Source organism: Lysinibacillus sp. 1 U-2021 (assembly GCF_029916965.1).
GTDB classification, from domain to species: domain Bacteria; phylum Bacillota; class Bacilli; order Bacillales_A; family Planococcaceae; genus Lysinibacillus; species Lysinibacillus capsici.
Genome location: NZ_CP123966.1, coordinates 190268 through 206626, shown reverse-complemented (window position 1 = coordinate 206626; position 16359 = coordinate 190268). Strand labels below are relative to the sequence as shown.

Annotated in this window: 18 protein-coding genes; 12 read left to right on the top strand and 6 right to left on the bottom strand. The window is 36.4% G+C overall.

The window, feature by feature from the left end; genetic code table 11:
• The first annotated feature begins 123 nt into the window (after positions 1-123).
• Complete coding sequence (locus QH639_RS01075; protein ID WP_281115546.1) at positions 124-876, top strand: SDR family NAD(P)-dependent oxidoreductase; 753 nt, start codon at positions 124-126, stop codon at positions 874-876.
• A 127-nt stretch (positions 877-1003) separates the two neighbouring features.
• Here the strand turns inward: QH639_RS01075 and QH639_RS01070 are convergent, their stop codons facing one another.
• Complete coding sequence (locus tag QH639_RS01070) at positions 1004-1771, bottom strand: sulfite exporter TauE/SafE family protein (protein WP_281115545.1); 768 nt, start codon at positions 1769-1771, stop codon at positions 1004-1006.
• A gap of 104 nt (positions 1772-1875) precedes the next feature.
• On the opposite strand from QH639_RS01070, the gene QH639_RS01065 reads away from it, so the two are divergent.
• Positions 1876-2760: a LysR family transcriptional regulator gene (locus tag QH639_RS01065; protein WP_281115544.1), complete on the top strand. Its 885-nt coding sequence runs from the start codon at positions 1876-1878 to the stop codon at positions 2758-2760.
• Positions 2761-2863: 103 nt separating this feature from the next.
• Here QH639_RS01065 and QH639_RS01060 read toward each other — a convergent pair whose 3' ends face one another.
• Complete coding sequence (locus QH639_RS01060; protein ID WP_281115543.1) at positions 2864-3763, bottom strand: PhzF family phenazine biosynthesis protein; 900 nt, start codon at positions 3761-3763, stop codon at positions 2864-2866.
• A gap of 124 nt (positions 3764-3887) precedes the next feature.
• On the opposite strand from QH639_RS01060, the gene QH639_RS01055 reads away from it, so the two are divergent.
• Positions 3888-4769 (top strand): LysR family transcriptional regulator, encoded by an 882-nt coding sequence (locus tag QH639_RS01055; RefSeq protein WP_112118595.1) that lies wholly within the window; start codon positions 3888-3890, stop codon positions 4767-4769.
• Positions 4770-4894: 125 nt separating this feature from the next.
• Here the strand turns inward: QH639_RS01055 and QH639_RS01050 are convergent, their stop codons facing one another.
• Entirely contained in the window at positions 4895-5806 is a 912-nt protein-coding gene (locus QH639_RS01050; protein ID WP_131520172.1) for a DNA-3-methyladenine glycosylase 2, read from the bottom strand.
• A gap of 162 nt (positions 5807-5968) precedes the next feature.
• Here QH639_RS01050 and QH639_RS01045 point away from each other — a divergent pair, with 162 nt between their 5' ends.
• The 4 genes from QH639_RS01045 to QH639_RS01030 all read left to right on the top strand — a co-directional run bounded on the left by QH639_RS01045 (position 5969) and on the right by QH639_RS01030 (position 8754).
• A complete protein-coding gene (locus QH639_RS01045; protein ID WP_131520173.1) occupies positions 5969-6682 on the top strand; it encodes a 2OG-Fe(II) oxygenase in 714 nt (237 codons plus the stop codon).
• An 85-nt stretch (positions 6683-6767) separates the two neighbouring features.
• On the top strand, positions 6768-7388 hold the full coding sequence (locus QH639_RS01040; protein ID WP_131520174.1) for a bifunctional transcriptional activator/DNA repair enzyme AdaA: 621 nt from the start codon (positions 6768-6770) through the stop codon (positions 7386-7388).
• Positions 7372-7905: a methylated-DNA--[protein]-cysteine S-methyltransferase gene (gene adaB, locus QH639_RS01035; RefSeq protein ID WP_054550483.1), complete on the top strand. Its 534-nt coding sequence runs from the start codon at positions 7372-7374 to the stop codon at positions 7903-7905. The genes QH639_RS01040 and adaB overlap by 17 nt, the downstream gene beginning before the upstream one ends.
• Before the next feature lie 30 nt (positions 7906-7935).
• Entirely contained in the window at positions 7936-8754 is an 819-nt protein-coding gene (locus QH639_RS01030; RefSeq protein WP_054550211.1) for an SPL family radical SAM protein, read from the top strand.
• 87 nt (positions 8755-8841) lie between these two features.
• On the opposite strand, the gene QH639_RS01025 is transcribed toward QH639_RS01030, so the two are convergent.
• Positions 8842-8991 (bottom strand): hypothetical protein, encoded by a 150-nt coding sequence (locus QH639_RS01025; RefSeq protein ID WP_016992948.1) that lies wholly within the window; start codon positions 8989-8991, stop codon positions 8842-8844.
• 272 nt (positions 8992-9263) lie between these two features.
• Between QH639_RS01025 and QH639_RS26430 the strand changes: the two genes are divergently transcribed.
• The 3 genes from QH639_RS26430 to QH639_RS01015 all read left to right on the top strand — a co-directional run bounded on the left by QH639_RS26430 (position 9264) and on the right by QH639_RS01015 (position 12285).
• Positions 9264-9473: a DUF3885 domain-containing protein gene (locus tag QH639_RS26430; protein WP_481817314.1), complete on the top strand. Its 210-nt coding sequence runs from the start codon at positions 9264-9266 to the stop codon at positions 9471-9473.
• Positions 9473-9922, top strand: a complete 450-nt coding sequence (locus QH639_RS01020) for a GNAT family N-acetyltransferase (RefSeq protein ID WP_131520175.1) — start codon at positions 9473-9475, stop codon at positions 9920-9922. The genes QH639_RS26430 and QH639_RS01020 overlap by 1 nt, the downstream gene beginning before the upstream one ends.
• A 206-nt stretch (positions 9923-10128) precedes the next feature.
• Positions 10129-12285, top strand: coding sequence for an ATP-dependent helicase (locus QH639_RS01015; protein WP_281115542.1), 2157 nt, complete (start codon positions 10129-10131; stop codon positions 12283-12285).
• 64 nt (positions 12286-12349) lie between these two features.
• Here QH639_RS01015 and QH639_RS01010 read toward each other — a convergent pair whose 3' ends face one another.
• Positions 12350-13219 carry a LysR family transcriptional regulator gene (locus tag QH639_RS01010; protein WP_237897994.1) on the bottom strand — a complete coding sequence of 290 codons (870 nt, stop codon included), beginning with the start codon at positions 13217-13219 and terminating at the stop codon, positions 12350-12352.
• A gap of 182 nt (positions 13220-13401) precedes the next feature.
• Here QH639_RS01010 and QH639_RS01005 point away from each other — a divergent pair, with 182 nt between their 5' ends.
• A complete protein-coding gene (locus QH639_RS01005) occupies positions 13402-14295 on the top strand; it encodes a DMT family transporter (protein ID WP_281115541.1) in 894 nt (297 codons plus the stop codon).
• 195 nt (positions 14296-14490) lie between these two features.
• On the opposite strand, the gene QH639_RS01000 is transcribed toward QH639_RS01005, so the two are convergent.
• Positions 14491-15111 (bottom strand): class I SAM-dependent methyltransferase, encoded by a 621-nt coding sequence (locus tag QH639_RS01000; RefSeq protein WP_237897992.1) that lies wholly within the window; start codon positions 15109-15111, stop codon positions 14491-14493.
• A 498-nt stretch (positions 15112-15609) separates the two neighbouring features.
• On the opposite strand from QH639_RS01000, the gene QH639_RS00995 reads away from it, so the two are divergent.
• Positions 15610-15930, top strand: coding sequence for an ArsR/SmtB family transcription factor (locus tag QH639_RS00995; RefSeq protein ID WP_048392987.1), 321 nt, complete (start codon positions 15610-15612; stop codon positions 15928-15930).
• The last annotated feature ends 429 nt before the right edge of the window (positions 15931-16359 follow it).

Here is a 16359-nt window from a genome sequence, read left to right as displayed (position 1 = left end):
GCGATTTTAGTTACGATCATTAAAAAATATACTAGTGGTAGAACCATATAATTAACTATCGTGGTGCGTGAGCATTGAGTTGTTTATGAACGAATTACTATTAAAAACGTTAGGTGGGACGCTATGCATAACTTGTTAGGAAAGGTTATTCTTATCCCAGGTGCAAGCTCAGGTATTGGATTTGCCACGGCTGAGCTAGTGGCAAAACACGGGGCTAAAGTAATTATCAATTATCATACAAATGTGGAAGGTGCCAACGAAGCTGTCCAACGAATTCAAGAACAAGGTGGAGACGCCATTGCTATTCAAGCTAATATTGTGAATAAAGAAGATGTGAACGCAATGATTGAGCAGGCTATTTCTACATTCGGCACAATTGATGTTTTAGTGAATAACGCTGGAGGCGGCATCCGTCAAAGTACTTTTATGGAGATGAGTGAAGAGCTATGGGAAGAAACATTCAAGCTAAATGTCAATAGTGTGCTCTTATGCTCTCAAGCTGTATTAAGATATATGATTCCGAAGAAATGCGGAAAAATTATTAATGTCTCTTCTGCAGCTGCACGTATTGGTGGGGCAGGGGAAAGTATTCATTACGCATCTGCTAAGGGAGCTATCAATACAATGACGATTGGTATGTCCAGAGAATTAATTGAATATGGAATTATCGTGAACGGGGTAGCGCCTGGAATGGTAGAGACACCCTTTCACGATAAATTTGCTCCTGGCGACAATCGGCTTGAACGAATGGCTTCCGCTGTACCAATTAAACGAGCTGCAGCGCCTAAAGAGATAGCAGAAGTAATTGCCTTCCTTTCTTCTGATGCCTCAAATTACATCCTTGGAGAAATTATACATGTGAGTGGCGGTAGATAAATAAAAAAATAGGCAAATTATTATTGCTTTCGTCTATTATACTAACAGTCGTAAATTGTGGATTCTAAACAAGCTCCACCTTAGATGTCCTTAAATTTTGGGGCAAAAAAGGTAGGACTTGTTTCGCTTATTTTATTAAATCCGACACTACTTGAGCAATTAAGAATAAAAAAATGATTGGTAAAATAATTTGAATCCATTTTGTTTGGATATACGGAATGATCTTTAAACCTAAGAAAGAGCCAGCAATAGAGCCAAGTGACACAGGGATAGCAATTCCCCAATTAACAATGCCAGTAAAGTAATAAAAGAGAAAAGCACCTGTACAGCTTGATAACGAGAGCATTCTCGTTAACTCGACTGCTTTTAAATAATGGTATTGTTTTTTCAAGAAATAGGTTATATTCATTAGAGCTGAGCCTGGTCCAAAACCACCGTCATATATGGAAATTGCAAATGGAATCAGCTTGTTCAAGGGTTGTTCCTCTGTTTCTTTTACATCTTTGACAATCCATTTATTACTGCAAAGGACAATCAGAAATGCAAAAATTAAGCTTATACAAGCGACGACATTCATGATTTGTTCCGATAAGAGGATTGCGAATAATGCCCCAAATACTCCACCTATACTAGCAACAAACATGAAAGAAAAATACTTTTTTACAGATAAATGTCCTTTTATGACAAATGAAACAACATTTGATAGGGCTGATAAGCCTGTCGCAAATTTATTAACAGCAACAGTTGTATGAATTGGAATGCCGACGAGCAACAATGAAGGCATCAAAATAAAGCCTGCTGCACCAAAAAGAACGCCTATTATGGCTGCGAGTAAACCAATTGTAAATAAAATAACTCCTTTTACTGTTAACCATTCCTGTAGTAAAATTTCCATTCAATCACCTCAATACTTAAATTACTGGTAAACTATACATAAAACAAATATATAATTATTGCTTATTCATAAATATTATTTATGAATAGAAAGGTTGGAATGGAATGAATTTACATGCATTGAGGATCTTTACGAATGTAGCCAAGCTTGGGGGAATTACTGCAGCGGCGAATAGTATGCTACTAAGTCAACCTGCTGTGACCATACAAATTCGAAAATTAGAGAATGAAATAGGGGCAAAATTGATTGAAGGTAAAGGGCGTGGAATTCAATTAACGCCAGAGGGGAAGTTTTTATACGAGCAAGGCATGCGTTTATTTTACTTAGAAGCACAAATCAATGAGAAGCTTGGTAAGTTTTTAGCAAAGGAAGACAAAATACATATTGCGTCCTCTTACATCCCTATTAATTATATACTTCCGCCTATCATAGCTAAATACAAGCTTGCAAATCCTCAAATTGAATTTTTTGTATCGTTAGGCAATGTTCAATCTGTGGAGGAGCAAGTTCTGAATTATGAAGTAGATTTTGGCTTTGTCGTTCAAAGTAAAATTGGTCATGAAGATTTACAATTTGAAAAGGTATTGGATATCCCGTTTTGGTTTATAGTCCATCCTTCACATCCTCTAGCAAATCAAACGGTCTCCATCTATGAATTATCGAACGAGGACTTTATTTATCGGGAACGTGGTAGCTCGACACTCGATTTATTGGAGTCCATTTTTTACACCTTTAATGCGCCATTACCTAAGTTAGGGCTTCAAATGCAGGGCTTACACGAATCCATAAAAGTAGTGGAAGCGGGGTACGGCATGACTTTAGCCCCGTCCTATAGTGTGGCTGAAAGTATAGTAAACGGGAAACTTGCTCAAGTGTATGTTGAGCAGGCAGCTATTCAGCAAAGTTTATTTATTTGTTCTCGAAAAACCGATCTCATGGAGCAACCATTTTTGCAATACTTAAAAACGCATTTAAATGCATTAAACTAACCACTTTATTTGGCATAAAAAAGACTTCTCTAAATTTAAGTGAAGAATTTAGAGAAGTTTATTTTATGATGATAATTAACACAGAAAATTCAGAAAAATAGTATTATAAAAGTATTTTTCCTTCTATTGAAATAACTGCTGCTCCTGCTACTTCAATAACAGCATTCTCCCCATCAGGAGTGATCGTGACATAAAGAGTCCCAGGTCTATTAATCGTATGTCCTTGCCCAATTACTAATTGATGTTTTTCTTGTGGAGTTAGTATATTTTCTAGATATAAATAACCACCTAATGCACCGTTTGCTGCCCCTGTAACTGGATCTTCATCGATCCCTATATTTGGGCAAAAATCTCTTGTATAAATATCAAATTCCCCATTTGTGTCAAAGGTAAAGAGGTGAGTGGTTGATATGTTAAAATGATTGTTCATCTTTTTAAGCTCATTTAATTTAGGTTCTGCTTGATCAATTGCTTGACGTGTTTTAACGGGAACCATAAGATGTGGGACCCCTGTGTTCGCTATTTTTATCGGGTATCGATCATCAATGTCCGTTTCCTCTAAACCCACAAGGTCCGCAACGACTTCAGGGCTAATGTCTATACTTTTTACATGGGGACGTACTTGAGTCATGGACACGCTCTTTAAGTGATTGTTTTCCGTAATCCATTTTACAGGAATTAGTCCAATGTTTGATTCAAAGATTATTTTCTCGTCCTTATCAATCCAATTGTACTTATTAGCCATTAACCATGCTGTACCTAACGTAGCGTGACCGCAAAAGTCAACTTCTTTTGTAGGAGTAAAATATTTTATTTGATAATCTGCATTTACATTTGTTGATGGTAAAAGAAAGGCCGTTTCCGAAAGGTTTAATTCATTGGCTATGTTTAGCATTTCCTCATCTGTTAAATTTTCTGCATGAGGTATAACGCCAGCTGGATTTCCTCCAAACGTTTCTGTGGTGAATGCATCAACATAAAAAAACTCTACCACTTTTTTCATTGCTATCTCCTCCTTCATTCTAAGATTATTTTAGTATGATAGAATTGATAAGTAAAATTCATGTTTTTAATCTTAAACATGAGGAAGTCAAATGGAAAGTTAAATCTTATACGGAGGTTAGCTTGTGAACCTTTTGCAAATAGAAATATTCGTCAAAGTAGTCGATATTGGAAATTTCACAAAAGCAGGTGAAATATTGGCGATGACACAATCGGGCATAAGCCATAATATCGCTTCATTAGAGTCAGAACTCGGTATTAAACTTTTGAATAGAGGAAGAAATGGCATCTCGTTAACAGATAGTGGAGAACGTATCATCAACAATATGAGAAATATCTTATCCGAAGCAGAAAGCATAAAACAAGAAGCTGCTTCTATTTTAGGAATACAAAACGGAAAAATAAATATTGGCAGCTTTTCAAGTTTTGCTTCAAAAGTGTTGCCAACGATCATATCACGGTTTAAAGGAGAGTTTAAGGGAATTGAAATAAACTTTTATGAGGGGAGCTATGACCAAATTACACGTTGGGTAGAAGAGGGAAAAGTGGATATAGGTTTTACATCTTTAAGTAACCCCATGGATCATTTGGAGGCTACCACCATAGTAAGAGATAGATTAGTAGCAATCGTACCGATTCATCATCATCTTGCCATAAATGAACAAGTAAAGGCGGAAGAACTTCAAGGGGAGGCTTTTATTATGCCTCAGCTAGGATGTGAAGTGAGTGTTAAGAAGTTTTTACAGGAACAAGAGGTATCCCCAAACATAGAGTTTAATGTGGAAGAAAATCAAACAATCATTGCAATGGTACGTGAAGGATTAGGCATTACAATCATACCAGAACTAGCTTTACCCTATAATTTAGCAGGTACCATTGTAAAACCTCTCTTACCCGAACCTTTCCGAGAAATAAGCATTATTACTCGCTCAAAGAAGCAACCCCTTCCCGCTGTCAAAGAGTTTATAAAAACAACCATGGATTGTATTAAAGAATTACAGCTATAAGAATTCTGTGTCCATTGCGATTGTTCATCGTCATTGTGCTTTTTTGTAGAAGAATTAACCGTAGCCACATAAGAGCATGTTTTGGTTCATTTTTTCAAAACATGCTCAAATCAAGGTGATGATATTTAGTAAAGAACACGCCATAAATAGAAGGTAGCGTAGGATTCCCAGTTTTTCCATGGTATCGAGAGCGCTAAAATTTCCTCTTTCGTAGGCTTTTGGTTCATATTACGTAATGTTTTTATTGAATTAATCAGACCTACATCATCGATTGGAAAAGCTGTCTGAAACCGTAGGCAGCGCATTAGCACGTAATTGGCTGTCCAAGGTCCGATTCCTCGTATTTTGATTAAGCTTTTTTCTGCCTCTTTAAAATTCATTTTCATTAATTGTTCCTTCGATAATTCTCCGCATGCCATTAATCTTGCAATGCCAATGATATATTCACTTTTTTTAACCGTCATTTTAATAGCTGCTAGGTCAGTAGGTTCTAACTGTGCAATTCGTTCGTAGGGAGGGAATACCCAATACTTTTTACCATTCCATTCGATAGAATCGCCAAAGCTTTCTACAAATTGTCTCTTTAAAGAGTAGGCAAAGGCAAGGTTGATTTGTTGCCCTAAAACGCCCCAGCATAACGCTTCAAATAAATCGGGAATGCCGATAACTCGTAATCCATAGAATTTTTGGGCAGGTATTTGAAGTAATGGATCTGTATTTGCCATTTCATAAAATGGCGTTAAATCGTTATCAAGATCAAACCATTCAAGTATATATGTTGCAATTTTTTCCCGCTCCCTCTTTTCAATAGGCCTAGAACCATTTAGGAATTGAACAACCATTTGTTGATTATCGATTACGCTTATCTGTACTAAAGACTGCATTTCTCCAATGGCTATCACTTTTGTGATAATATTGTTCTCTATTTCATACAGGCATTCATTTTTTTCTCTTGTTAAATAGCCTAGATTTGCATTCATATCAAAATTTGCTGGTAAGGTAATGATCATCACATCGTCAACGTCATGCCATATCACTTTTTCATTCTCCTTTTCAACATACACAGTTTGTTAGTTTACTTTATCATAAAAGTAGCTTTACTCATTTTGTTATCTTGCTATTCCATTCTAAACGCCTTATTTTTTTCTATTGATGAGGTTATAGTGTTAGTTATTAAGAAGGCTAAGGAGGGAATAAAAATGGTCCAAGATATTCAAACACGTGTTGGCAGCTTGGAGTGGGATTCCATTCAACAGGAACTAGATAAACAAGGATTTGCAAAGCTTCCAGTAATTTTAACAAAAGAGGAATGTGAATTCTTAATAGGGTTGTATAGTACAGAAGAGCCATATAGAACGACCATTAATATGACGAGGTATCGCTTTGGGGAGGGGGAATACAAATATTTTTCCTATCCATTGCCTGAAATCATCCAAAGTTTAAGAGAGTCCTTTTATCAAGAATTGGCCAAAACAGCTAATCGATGGTTAGGTTATTTAAAGAAAACAGCGCAGTTTCCAGCTCAGCTTCAAGATTTTTTGAACACTTGTAAAGAATATGAACAAACTAGACCGACACCGTTACTCTTAAAGTATGAAACAGGTGGCTTTAATTGTTTGCATCAAGATTTATATGGCGATGTGTTTTTCCCGTTTCAAGTAGTATTTGTATTAAATCAACGCGAACAAGACTTTTTTGGTGGAGAATCACTCCTAGTGGAACAAATTCCACGTGCTCAGAGTAGGGGACATGTCATTACGTTAGACCAAGGCAGTGCGCTCATCTTTCCTACAAACCATAGACCTGTTCTAGGGAAAAGGGGATATTATAAACATACGGTTCGTCATGGAGTAAGTACGATTACTGCTGGAGAACGATACGGTCTTGGCATTATTTTTCACGATTCTAAATAAAAAAACTTCAATATCTTGCTATTCCATATCTAGAATTGTACATTGTGAATTTTTAGGGAGTATATTGTAAGGAGAGGTGAGATAAATGCTGGATCCTATGAATGATGAAAATGATATTTTGAATAATGTAGAAATGATGACAGATGAAAAATGGCAAGCCATTATCACGAATGATACAGCGTACAACAATCAATTTTTTTATGCTGTCAAGTCAACAGGGATATTCTGTAAACCATCCTGTAAGTCTCGCGTTCCGAAAAAAGAGAATGTATGTATTTTTGCAACAGCAGAACAAGCACTCCACGCAAATTTTCGCCCTTGTAAACGTTGCAAGCCTACTAATGAAAATTTACCTGATAGCGAGTGGGTTGATATTATCACAGCATACATTGATCAAAATTTCGCTGAAAAATTAACGCTCGAATCATTAGCAATGATTTGTCATGGGAGCCCCTATCATATGCATCGAACATTTAAAAAGATAAAAGGCTTGACGCCGATTGAGTATATACAACAAGTTCGCGTACACGAGGCTAAAAAGTATTTGATTGAGACGAATAAAGCAATAGGCGATATTGCCCTATGTGTGGGTATGGCGAATGCGCCCTATTTTATTACTTTATTTAAAAAGAAAACAGGTCAGACCCCAGCGCAATTTCGTCAAATGAGAAAAATGGAGGAAATGAATGATGGAAATAAAAAATAAACCAACCCTTTTTTGGTCTTTACTCAAGTTTGAGGATTGGCATTTTTATATTGCTGCTACCTCCAAGGGCCTTGTGTTTGTTGGTTCACAGAACAAACCAATCGAGGAAATGTTTGAATGGGCGAAGAAACGCTTTCCAGGAAGTCCTTTTGTTGAAGATGAGGAAAAGCTTGAACCCTATGTCAATGAAATCATTCAGTATCTAGCAGGAAAGAGGCAAACCTTTACTATCCCATTTGAGTACGTAGGTACGCCATTTCAGCTAGCAGTCTGGCAAGCACTTTGTGAAATTCCTTATGGGCAGACGAAATCCTATTCAGACATTGCCCATGCTATTAATAAACCAGCAGCTGTTCGTGCTGTTGGAGCGGCTATTGGGGCTAATCCAGTGTTGCTCACTGTACCGTGCCATCGTGTAACAGGAAAGAATGGCTCTTTAACAGGCTATCGGGGCGGATTAGCAATGAAGAAATTGCTCTTGGAACTTGAAAAGCGAGGTTCATCTAGCAATGCGTAATACTTGCTTTACATGGAATGGAGGTTTCGTATGAAAAGCGAATTATTCTATAAGCATCCAAAAACCATTTTGAATAAGGGAACTGGCTTTCTTTCTGGCTATACGCATTCGCTCAATCCTTACACAGGCTGTTCATTTGGATGTTCTTATTGCTATGTACGTCAAATGCCTGTATCTCTTTTTCGAGAAGGGGAATGGGGTAGTTGGGTCGATGTTAAAAACGGTGCGGCGAATGTATTAAAAAAGGAGCTTCATCGTGCTAAAGCCAAAGGGCCTGTAACCATTTTTATGTCCTCAAGTACAGACCCGTATCAGCCAATAGAGCATAAGGAAAAAGTGACGCGATCTTTACTAGAGGTTATGCTAGAGGATCCCCCTGATTTCTTATTTGTACAGACAAGAAGTCCACTTGTCAGTCGAGATATTGATTTGCTGCGACAATTTAAAGAAAAAGTGCGGGTAAGTATGACAATTGAGACAGATTCGGAAACGATACGTAAACATTTTACGCCAATGGCACCTCCAATCCAAGCGCGTTTTAAGACATTGGAAAAATTAGCAGCTGCGGACATACCGACCCAAGTTGCTATCGCGCCCATTTTACCAAGTGGAGAATATTTTCCTTTGAAATTGAAGCAACTCGTCGATCGGATATGTATAGATGACTACTTCATGGGAGATGGCAGTGGTGGAAAACGCACAAGAAAACTTGAGATTGAGAAAAAATATGACCAACTTGGTTTAGAAGAATGGTATGGACCAGATGTAATAAAAAAAGTATACAATCGATTTATTGAAATCTTTCCAGAAAATCATGTTTATATAAGTCAGGCTGGGTTTGAGCCGTAAAATGCTGTAATAGATGGATTATAAAAATAGCCCCAATACCCATCTTTGCTGAAGTGAGTATTAGGGTTTCTTCACATGATAGTATGATTAACGTTTGTTTTCATTTTGAATTTGACTGAAATCTACTTCTTCAGCAAACTCTTCTCTGTTTTTACGCTCATTGTTAGCATTTTGATTTTGATTCTGCTGTTTTTTGTTGTCTTGCGTTTTATTATTTTTATGTTTATTATTGCCCATTTTCATCTCACCTCCACCATTAGTGTGAGTGGAAGATGTTTTTTTATCCGTAGAACGGACATTTAATTCTTCAAGTAATGTGCTTTACTTTATTAAGGAGTATAGTATGAATGAAAATTATCCAAATTTAATTCTACGGTTCAAACTAGGGTAGGAAGTAATTGATAATGATAGCAGGTGGTTTATAAAAGGCTATCACGCTGTTTGAATCACGATATTGACAAGACGAGAAAATAATTATTGTAGTCGATTAAAAATTGAAGCATACAGGAATGTCTTATATTTTTCCAGAAGATGTGAGGAAATACAAACTACATAGGTTTAGTCTTGAATGTAAAATATTTGATTTAAAGTATATTGCATTGTTAAAGGTCGTATGCATTCAGGATTTAGGAATCCAACCAAGTATTTTTCATAAGATCTATTTTTTAAATATCAACAGGAAAACTATTTTTTACATTATGCTTAAGGAGGCATCGTAGTGAACCAACACAAAATAATTATTACGCAATATACCCCCCAATACGCTGAACAAACAGTTGCTATGTGGCGAGATAGTAAGGAGCAGGCGATTGGTCAAAAAGAAATTCATACCTTTGAAAGTCATGTATATTTCTTAAATCATCTATTAGCTGAGCAGTTTCACATCGATTTAGCGTTAATGGATGAAAAAGTAGTTGGCATGATTGCCTATAACGAAGAAGAAATAAGCCAACTATATATTCATATTGACTATCAAGGGATGGGCATAGGTCATACATTACTAGATAAAGTAAAAGCACAATCAAATGGGCGATTAACTTTATACACATTTGAGGTTAATGAAAATGCCCAACGATTTTATGAAAAACATGGATTTAAAATTATAGGGAGAGGACATGAAAATGAAGAGAATTTAGCTGATATTCAATATGAATGGCTAGCCAAATAAAAAATTTCACTAACGAGCTACTAAAAAGCGTTGTACATTTTGTATATACGCTTTTTTGTTTTTGATAAGATCTAAAAATGATGAAGAGGCAAACAATCTCCGATCACTCGAATGAGTAGTAGTCGAGCTGAGCTTAGTTGCTTTTTATGATCTCAGTATCATCTGGTATAATAGAAAATAGATTTTTTTAGAACGGAGTAATTGATATGAATGGAGCGCAAAAAGCATTTTTTGAAGAAAAGGAGCGTTCACTTGGCGTTTATCTAAATGATGTGCAGAAGCAGGCTGTATTGCAGACGAATGGACCGCTGCTACTATTGGCATCTCCTGGTTCAGGAAAAACGACGACGATTATTATGCGTATTGGCTATATGATCGAGGCGCTTGGTGTCAAGCCTGCTCGCATAAAGGCTGTTACGTTTAGTAAGGCATCAGCAAATGATATGAAGGCACGTTTTGCAAAGTTTTTTCCGCATTTGCCACCAGTTGATTTTTCGACGATTCATAGTTTAGCATTTCAAGTTGTGCGGCAGACACTTGAACGTCAGGGCATTTCGTACGGGATTATCGAAGAAGCGGACGGGCCTGGTGTAATGTCAAAAAAACGAGTGCTTCGTGAGATTTTTGAACAATTAAATGGCTCCAAAATTACGGAAGATCAGTTAGACGAGCTACTGACGTACATAACGTTCATCAAAAATAAAATGCTGCCAGAACAGGAATGGGCAATTGCAGAAGTAAAGGTGCCAAGAAAAGTCGAGATTTTACAGCATTATGAGGAATATAAGCGCACAGCTAGTGACCGATTGCTCATTGATTTTGACGATATGCTGTTAATGGCGAATGATATTTTTACGAAAAATCGAGAGGTGTTGGCGCAATTTCAACGTCGATACGATTTTTATTTAACGGATGAAAGTCAGGATACATCGCCTGTTCAACATGCGATCATCGAGAAGCTTGTCGCTGTCCATCAAAATTTATGCGTCGTTGCCGATGAGGATCAGGCCATTTATAGCTGGCGCGGTGCAGAGCCAGATTATTTGTTGAATTTCCAAAAGATTTATCCAGAGGCACGTGTTTTACTAATGACACAAAATTATCGTTCATCTGCCTCGATTGTAGAGCCAGCCAATCTTTTCATTCAGCGAAATAAAAAACGATATAACAAACAAATGTTTACACAAAATCCTGCAGCAGAGCCAATCTCGTTTAAAATCCTAGAGAATTACAGCTTACAGGCCAAATATGTAGTGAATCAGTTAAAAAGCTTGTCTAAGCGTGGCTCAACGGCTGTTTTATATCGAAATAATACGTCTGCCATTCCTCTTATGGACGCATTAGACAGAGCGGGCTTGCCTTTCTATATGAAAGATTCCACCATTCGCTTTTTTACGCATTGGGTTGTGGAGGATATAATGAACTTCATGCGTCTAGCGTACAATACAAAAAATATCTCGATATTTGAAAAAGTTTACAGAAAAATGAATGCTTATATTACACCAACGCAATTAAAGGCACTGCAGAAAGTACCGGAGGATGGCTGTGTATTCTCACTATTGCTAGAGCATGTGGAATTAAAGGATTATCAGCCTGAATATATTAAGCGAATTCGCCAAACGTATGATAGCATTCAATTTGATCAAACAACACCAACAGCCATGCTAGAGCATATCCGTTATGACTTTGGTTATGAGCGTGCCTTAAAGAAAATGAGCGAGGACCTCGGTTTTAATTATGAAAATTTACTAGATATTGTGGATGTACTTGGACTAATTGCTCGCCATACGTCGACGATGACTGAATTTGCGGGTCGTTTGAAGTACCTTGAAAATTTAGCACGTACATCTCATCTGAAAAATGAAATGAATGCCATTACATTAACAACCTTACACAGTTCAAAAGGCTTGGAATTTGATCGTGTGTATTTGATTGACTTAATTGATGGGATTTTACCTAGTGAAACGGAAGAAGCAATAGAGGAAGAAACAAGGCTCTTTTATGTAGGTATCACACGTGCAATTCTCCATTTGGAATTAATTTCGTACAGCAAGCGCTTTAAAGCAAGTGTGGTGCCATCAATATTTATGAAGGCGTTAAAGCAAATCGTTTCTCCTCAGGAATTACCAAAGAAAGCGTCGAAAAGTCCGAGGAAAGCATTGAAGCAATACCGTAATGATCAGACAATTACAACGGAGTCAGCGTTAATCGTTGGCTCAAAGGTGAAGCATGTGATGTTTGGAGAGGGAAAAATTTTGGAGGTCACAAGTAGCACGATCAAATTGTCATTTGATGCAGGGATAAAGCAGTTTATGACAGATACATGTTTACAGCAAGGCTATTTAGAAGCGGTGGAAGATTAATGCAGCGTATTCGAGATTTTTTCGAATACGCTTTTTATAGTGTGCAAAATAATAGCTAAACTTCTTATTTTCTCTTTCTATAGGATAAATATTCTATAAATCTATTTGCTGCAAGTGACAGCGATTTTTGCTCTCTCATCGCAATCCCAATAGTTCGAAAAGCAGGGATCTCAAGCTCTTTCGCGATAATTTGGTACGGAATGCGTTCTAAAATCAGTTCAGGTAATATACTGATTCCTAACCCGTTTTCCACCATTGACATAATGGCATAGTCGTCCCATGTTGTAAAAGAAATGTGCGGCGAGATATTGTGCTTCTCAAAAATTTCGGAGATTTCAGCTTTTGCGCCTTTTTCTAAAAGCATGAATGGACTGCTCAATAGTTCACTTATAGGAAATTTATCGCAATCAGCAAGAGGATGATCCTGATGAATAACTACCAACAATCGGTCTTGCTCTACAAAGATTGTTTCCATTTTAGCTTTTGTTGGTAGTCGCAAAAATCCAAAGTCGACCCTACCTTCGATAATCCAGCTTTCGATTTCGGTGTAATCTCCTAAGAGTAACTCGAAATCAATCCCTGGATAATCCTGCTTAAAGAATTTGATCATATAAGGTAGCCAATGTGTTGCTACACTAGAAAATGTACCAATTCGGATGATTCCTGATTGGATATCATGTAAGTCTTCGATCTGCATCATTAACATTTCATGCTCATTACATATACGTTGTAATTGGGGCAGTAACTTTAAGCCATCGGATGTTAAACTGATTCCAGCACGACCTCGTTCAAAAAGGGAAATTCCCCATTCTGATTCTAAATCGTTGATCATACGGCTGATACCAGACTGTGTATAGTTTAATGCATCGGCAGCACTTGTAAAGCTCCCATATTCTACTGCTTTGACAAAGGCCATATATTTTTGGATATTCATTGCGCTATCCCCCTTGCATGCTATTTTGTTATGTGTAGCATGACAAACATTCAATTTTGTAATACATATAAGTATGCTATGCTATTCCCATTACAAAAGCAAGTTGAAAGGGAGTGGAAGGAAAGGACGGAAAAAACACCTAATAGTTCCTATTAAATTGCGGTAGGTTAGGGGAATAGACCATGAAATCTAAATTTCAATTTATCGTATCAATGATTATTTTTGGCACAATCGGTTTAGTTGTGCGTTACATTGATTTAGCGGCGAGTGAAAGAGCTTTACTAAGTAGTTTACTAGGATGCTTATTTTTATTCTTCATCTTCTCCATAATGAAGAAAAAAATATCCTGGAATTTAGTGAAATCGAATGCTTTATTTTTGTTTCTCTCAGGCGTTGCATTGGGAGGAAACTGGATTTTTCTCTATCAATCCTACGACCACACATCACTTGCCAATGCCACACTAGGATATTACTTTGCACCAGTATTTGTAATGATTCTTTCACCTGTTGTACTTAAGGAACAATTATCCATAAAGAAAATAATATGCATTGTCATAGCAATTATCGGTATGATAATGATTGTAGGAGAAGGGGTGAGTGCAACGGCATCAGATGATTTCCTTGGACTTACCTTTGGATTGATGGCAGCTGCGTTTTATGCGGCATTGTTACTTTTAAACAAATTTATTAAAGAGATAGACAAGCTAGAGCTGACCATTATTCAACTTGGAACGACTGCATTATTACTGCTGCCGTATGTTTTTTTGACAGAAGGCTTTGGGATTTTTGGATTATCAAGCGCATCTATTCCTTTTATTTTAATTTTAGGTATCGTTAATACAGGAATTGGATTTTGGTTGTTTTTCTTGGGAATGGAAAAATTGAAAGGGCAGAGTATTGCGATGCTAAGTTATGTCGATCCTTTTGTAGCAATATTGATTTCTGCAATGATATTGCAAGAGCAAATGACCCTAGTGCAAATGATCGGAGGGGTATTTTTATTAGGTTCTACATTTGTTAGCGAAATTCGATCTTTTAACTTTTCAAAACAACTCATGAAAAAACAAATAGAGTAACAATTTATCACGGGAGACTTAAATCGATAGTACATGGTATTTAACATTTATAGGGCTGATCCATTACGAAGACAACAATCAGCCAATTCAAGTTGGCTAATTGTTGTTTTTTAAACTCTTGATAAGATGCTTGAGCTTCTTGATGAGTTTCTCCAAAACGTTAACTGCTAGTGCAGCTATGCCCTTAATGATTAGCTAAGAGATTTTAAGAACTTCAATATATCTATACATACCCTTTAACATAACAGATTCATCTCGTATAATTCTGAGCCTTTGATCATTTTGTTTAAACAACTCCTCAAAACTTCGACCAATATCTGTTCCTAACATACTTATAAATGGCCTTACCAATTTTTTTGTTAGCGTTAGTTTTTGATTTTTAGGAGCAAATTTATCAAAGATAAGAATTCTACCATCCTTCTTTAAAACTCTTATCATCTCTTCAAAGCATTTATTTTCATTAGGAACCACAGAAAGTATTAAACTAGCTACAATATAGTCAAATGATTCATCTGCAAAAGACATTTTTTGAGCATCCATTTCTAAAAAATTGATAGAAGCGTGCTCGAATTTATGTTTTGCTTTGGCTAGCATATCAGGAGAATAATCAATGGCAGTTATATCATAATCAACATAGTTGATTAATTCTAAATCAGCCCCAGTACCAATACCTACATAGAGGATTTTTTGTTTACGCTGAAAAGGCACTTCTTGAAAAATCCTCTTTCTAGTCTTTAAAAAAGTACCTGTATTAAAAAATTTATCGTAAAAGGAAGAGCCAATTTTATAGATAATTTTGTTCCACGTATTATTCAATGCTACATCCAGCCTTTCTACAGAGCGTATGAACTTCTAAAATCCTGTGTCCCCTCCGAAAATAGGAGTGACCCACGCAATAATCTTTGTCATCATGTCAAAATATAATAAAATCCCATTAAAATCAATAATCATAAATGGCTTCTTTTTGGAAGAAACGTAATTTGCGCCAGCTTAAGAAAGGAAATTGAAAAACTAAGTACATTAATAAGTATGTATAATAAGCCTTTATCAGGATTTGTTAGCCCTAAAGCCATTATTACAAGTGTCCAGCCAGTTGCAACCTGTCCCAAACTTAAACTAATATTCCTTTTCAGACAGTAAAAAATCTAACTTGAGGATGCCTACGTTTATTAGCTGAAGAGAGACCCATATTTTTTTAAATTTTTGACAGACATATTAGGTAGTGCTAGTATGTTTGACACACATATTAGTGATATCGAATATGATCATATCAAAACATATTAGCTAAGTCTAATATGAATTGGAGGAGATTTTGTGACAGAAAAAAATATTGACTTAAAAATTAAACTAATTCATGGATTTTCAAACAAGGTAAGACTTCAAATATTAGAGTGTATCAAAGAGAAAGAGAAGACAGTATCTCAAATCGTCGAGGAATTAAAGGGGAATCAGTCAAATATCTCTCAACACTTAGCCTGTTTAAAAGGGTGTGGCATTATTGTTGGTCGTAATGAAGGAAAATATTGCTACTATAGTTTGAGAAATGAGCGTATTCGCGAACTTCTTGAAATGTTTGATACGGTTTTAGAAGATGTTCATTCTGATGTCGCGTGCTGTGCAAACCATGTAGATTAAAGATATATATAAATAAAAGCAGATTCCATAATTTATAGGGAAGGATGCAGGAGATTTGAAATTATGAGGAAATGGGTGTTCCGTAACTATATGAATGAGCTAATACAGAAAAAATCAAAGATAGAGGAACATCTTTACTAATACGGTTAGTGGTCGTAAAGGTTTAATTAAGGTTAGTCCAAAGTAGAAAACTACCTGATCTGAATAGAAATTATAAAAGGGTTACTGAGATAATGTAACCCTTATTGAGGGAGGTCGTGACGGTCAACCAGCGCCACAACCGTATAAGTGCGTGCGATACACTCAATATAAATTTGTGCAAATAAAGGCTAATTATACATAAAAAAAAGCAGCGTCGTCACACGCTACAGTAATTTAATAAACATGTTAGGTGATTCATAAAAGAGTTTAACAAAGATTATGAATGGA

Coding starts and splice junctions, on each gene's coding strand:
- QH639_RS01070 (WP_281115545.1), bottom strand. CDS start 1,771: ATGGAAATTTTACTACAGGAATGGTTAACAGTAAAAGGAGTTATTTTA.
- QH639_RS01030 (WP_054550211.1), top strand. CDS start 7,936: ATGAAAAGCGAATTATTCTATAAGCATCCAAAAACCATTTTGAATAAG.
- QH639_RS01045 (WP_131520173.1), top strand. CDS start 5,969: ATGGTCCAAGATATTCAAACACGTGTTGGCAGCTTGGAGTGGGATTCC.
- QH639_RS01075 (WP_281115546.1), top strand. CDS start 124: ATGCATAACTTGTTAGGAAAGGTTATTCTTATCCCAGGTGCAAGCTCA.
- QH639_RS01040 (WP_131520174.1), top strand. CDS start 6,768: ATGCTGGATCCTATGAATGATGAAAATGATATTTTGAATAATGTAGAA.
- QH639_RS26430 (WP_481817314.1), top strand. CDS start 9,264: ATGTCTTATATTTTTCCAGAAGATGTGAGGAAATACAAACTACATAGG.
- QH639_RS01065 (WP_281115544.1), top strand. CDS start 1,876: ATGAATTTACATGCATTGAGGATCTTTACGAATGTAGCCAAGCTTGGG.
- adaB (WP_054550483.1), top strand. CDS start 7,372: ATGGAAATAAAAAATAAACCAACCCTTTTTTGGTCTTTACTCAAGTTT.
- QH639_RS01005 (WP_281115541.1), top strand. CDS start 13,402: ATGAAATCTAAATTTCAATTTATCGTATCAATGATTATTTTTGGCACA.
- QH639_RS01015 (WP_281115542.1), top strand. CDS start 10,129: ATGAATGGAGCGCAAAAAGCATTTTTTGAAGAAAAGGAGCGTTCACTT.
- QH639_RS01060 (WP_281115543.1), bottom strand. CDS start 3,763: ATGAAAAAAGTGGTAGAGTTTTTTTATGTTGATGCATTCACCACAGAA.
- QH639_RS01025 (WP_016992948.1), bottom strand. CDS start 8,991: ATGGGCAATAATAAACATAAAAATAATAAAACGCAAGACAACAAAAAA.
- QH639_RS01010 (WP_237897994.1), bottom strand. CDS start 13,219: ATGAATATCCAAAAATATATGGCCTTTGTCAAAGCAGTAGAATATGGG.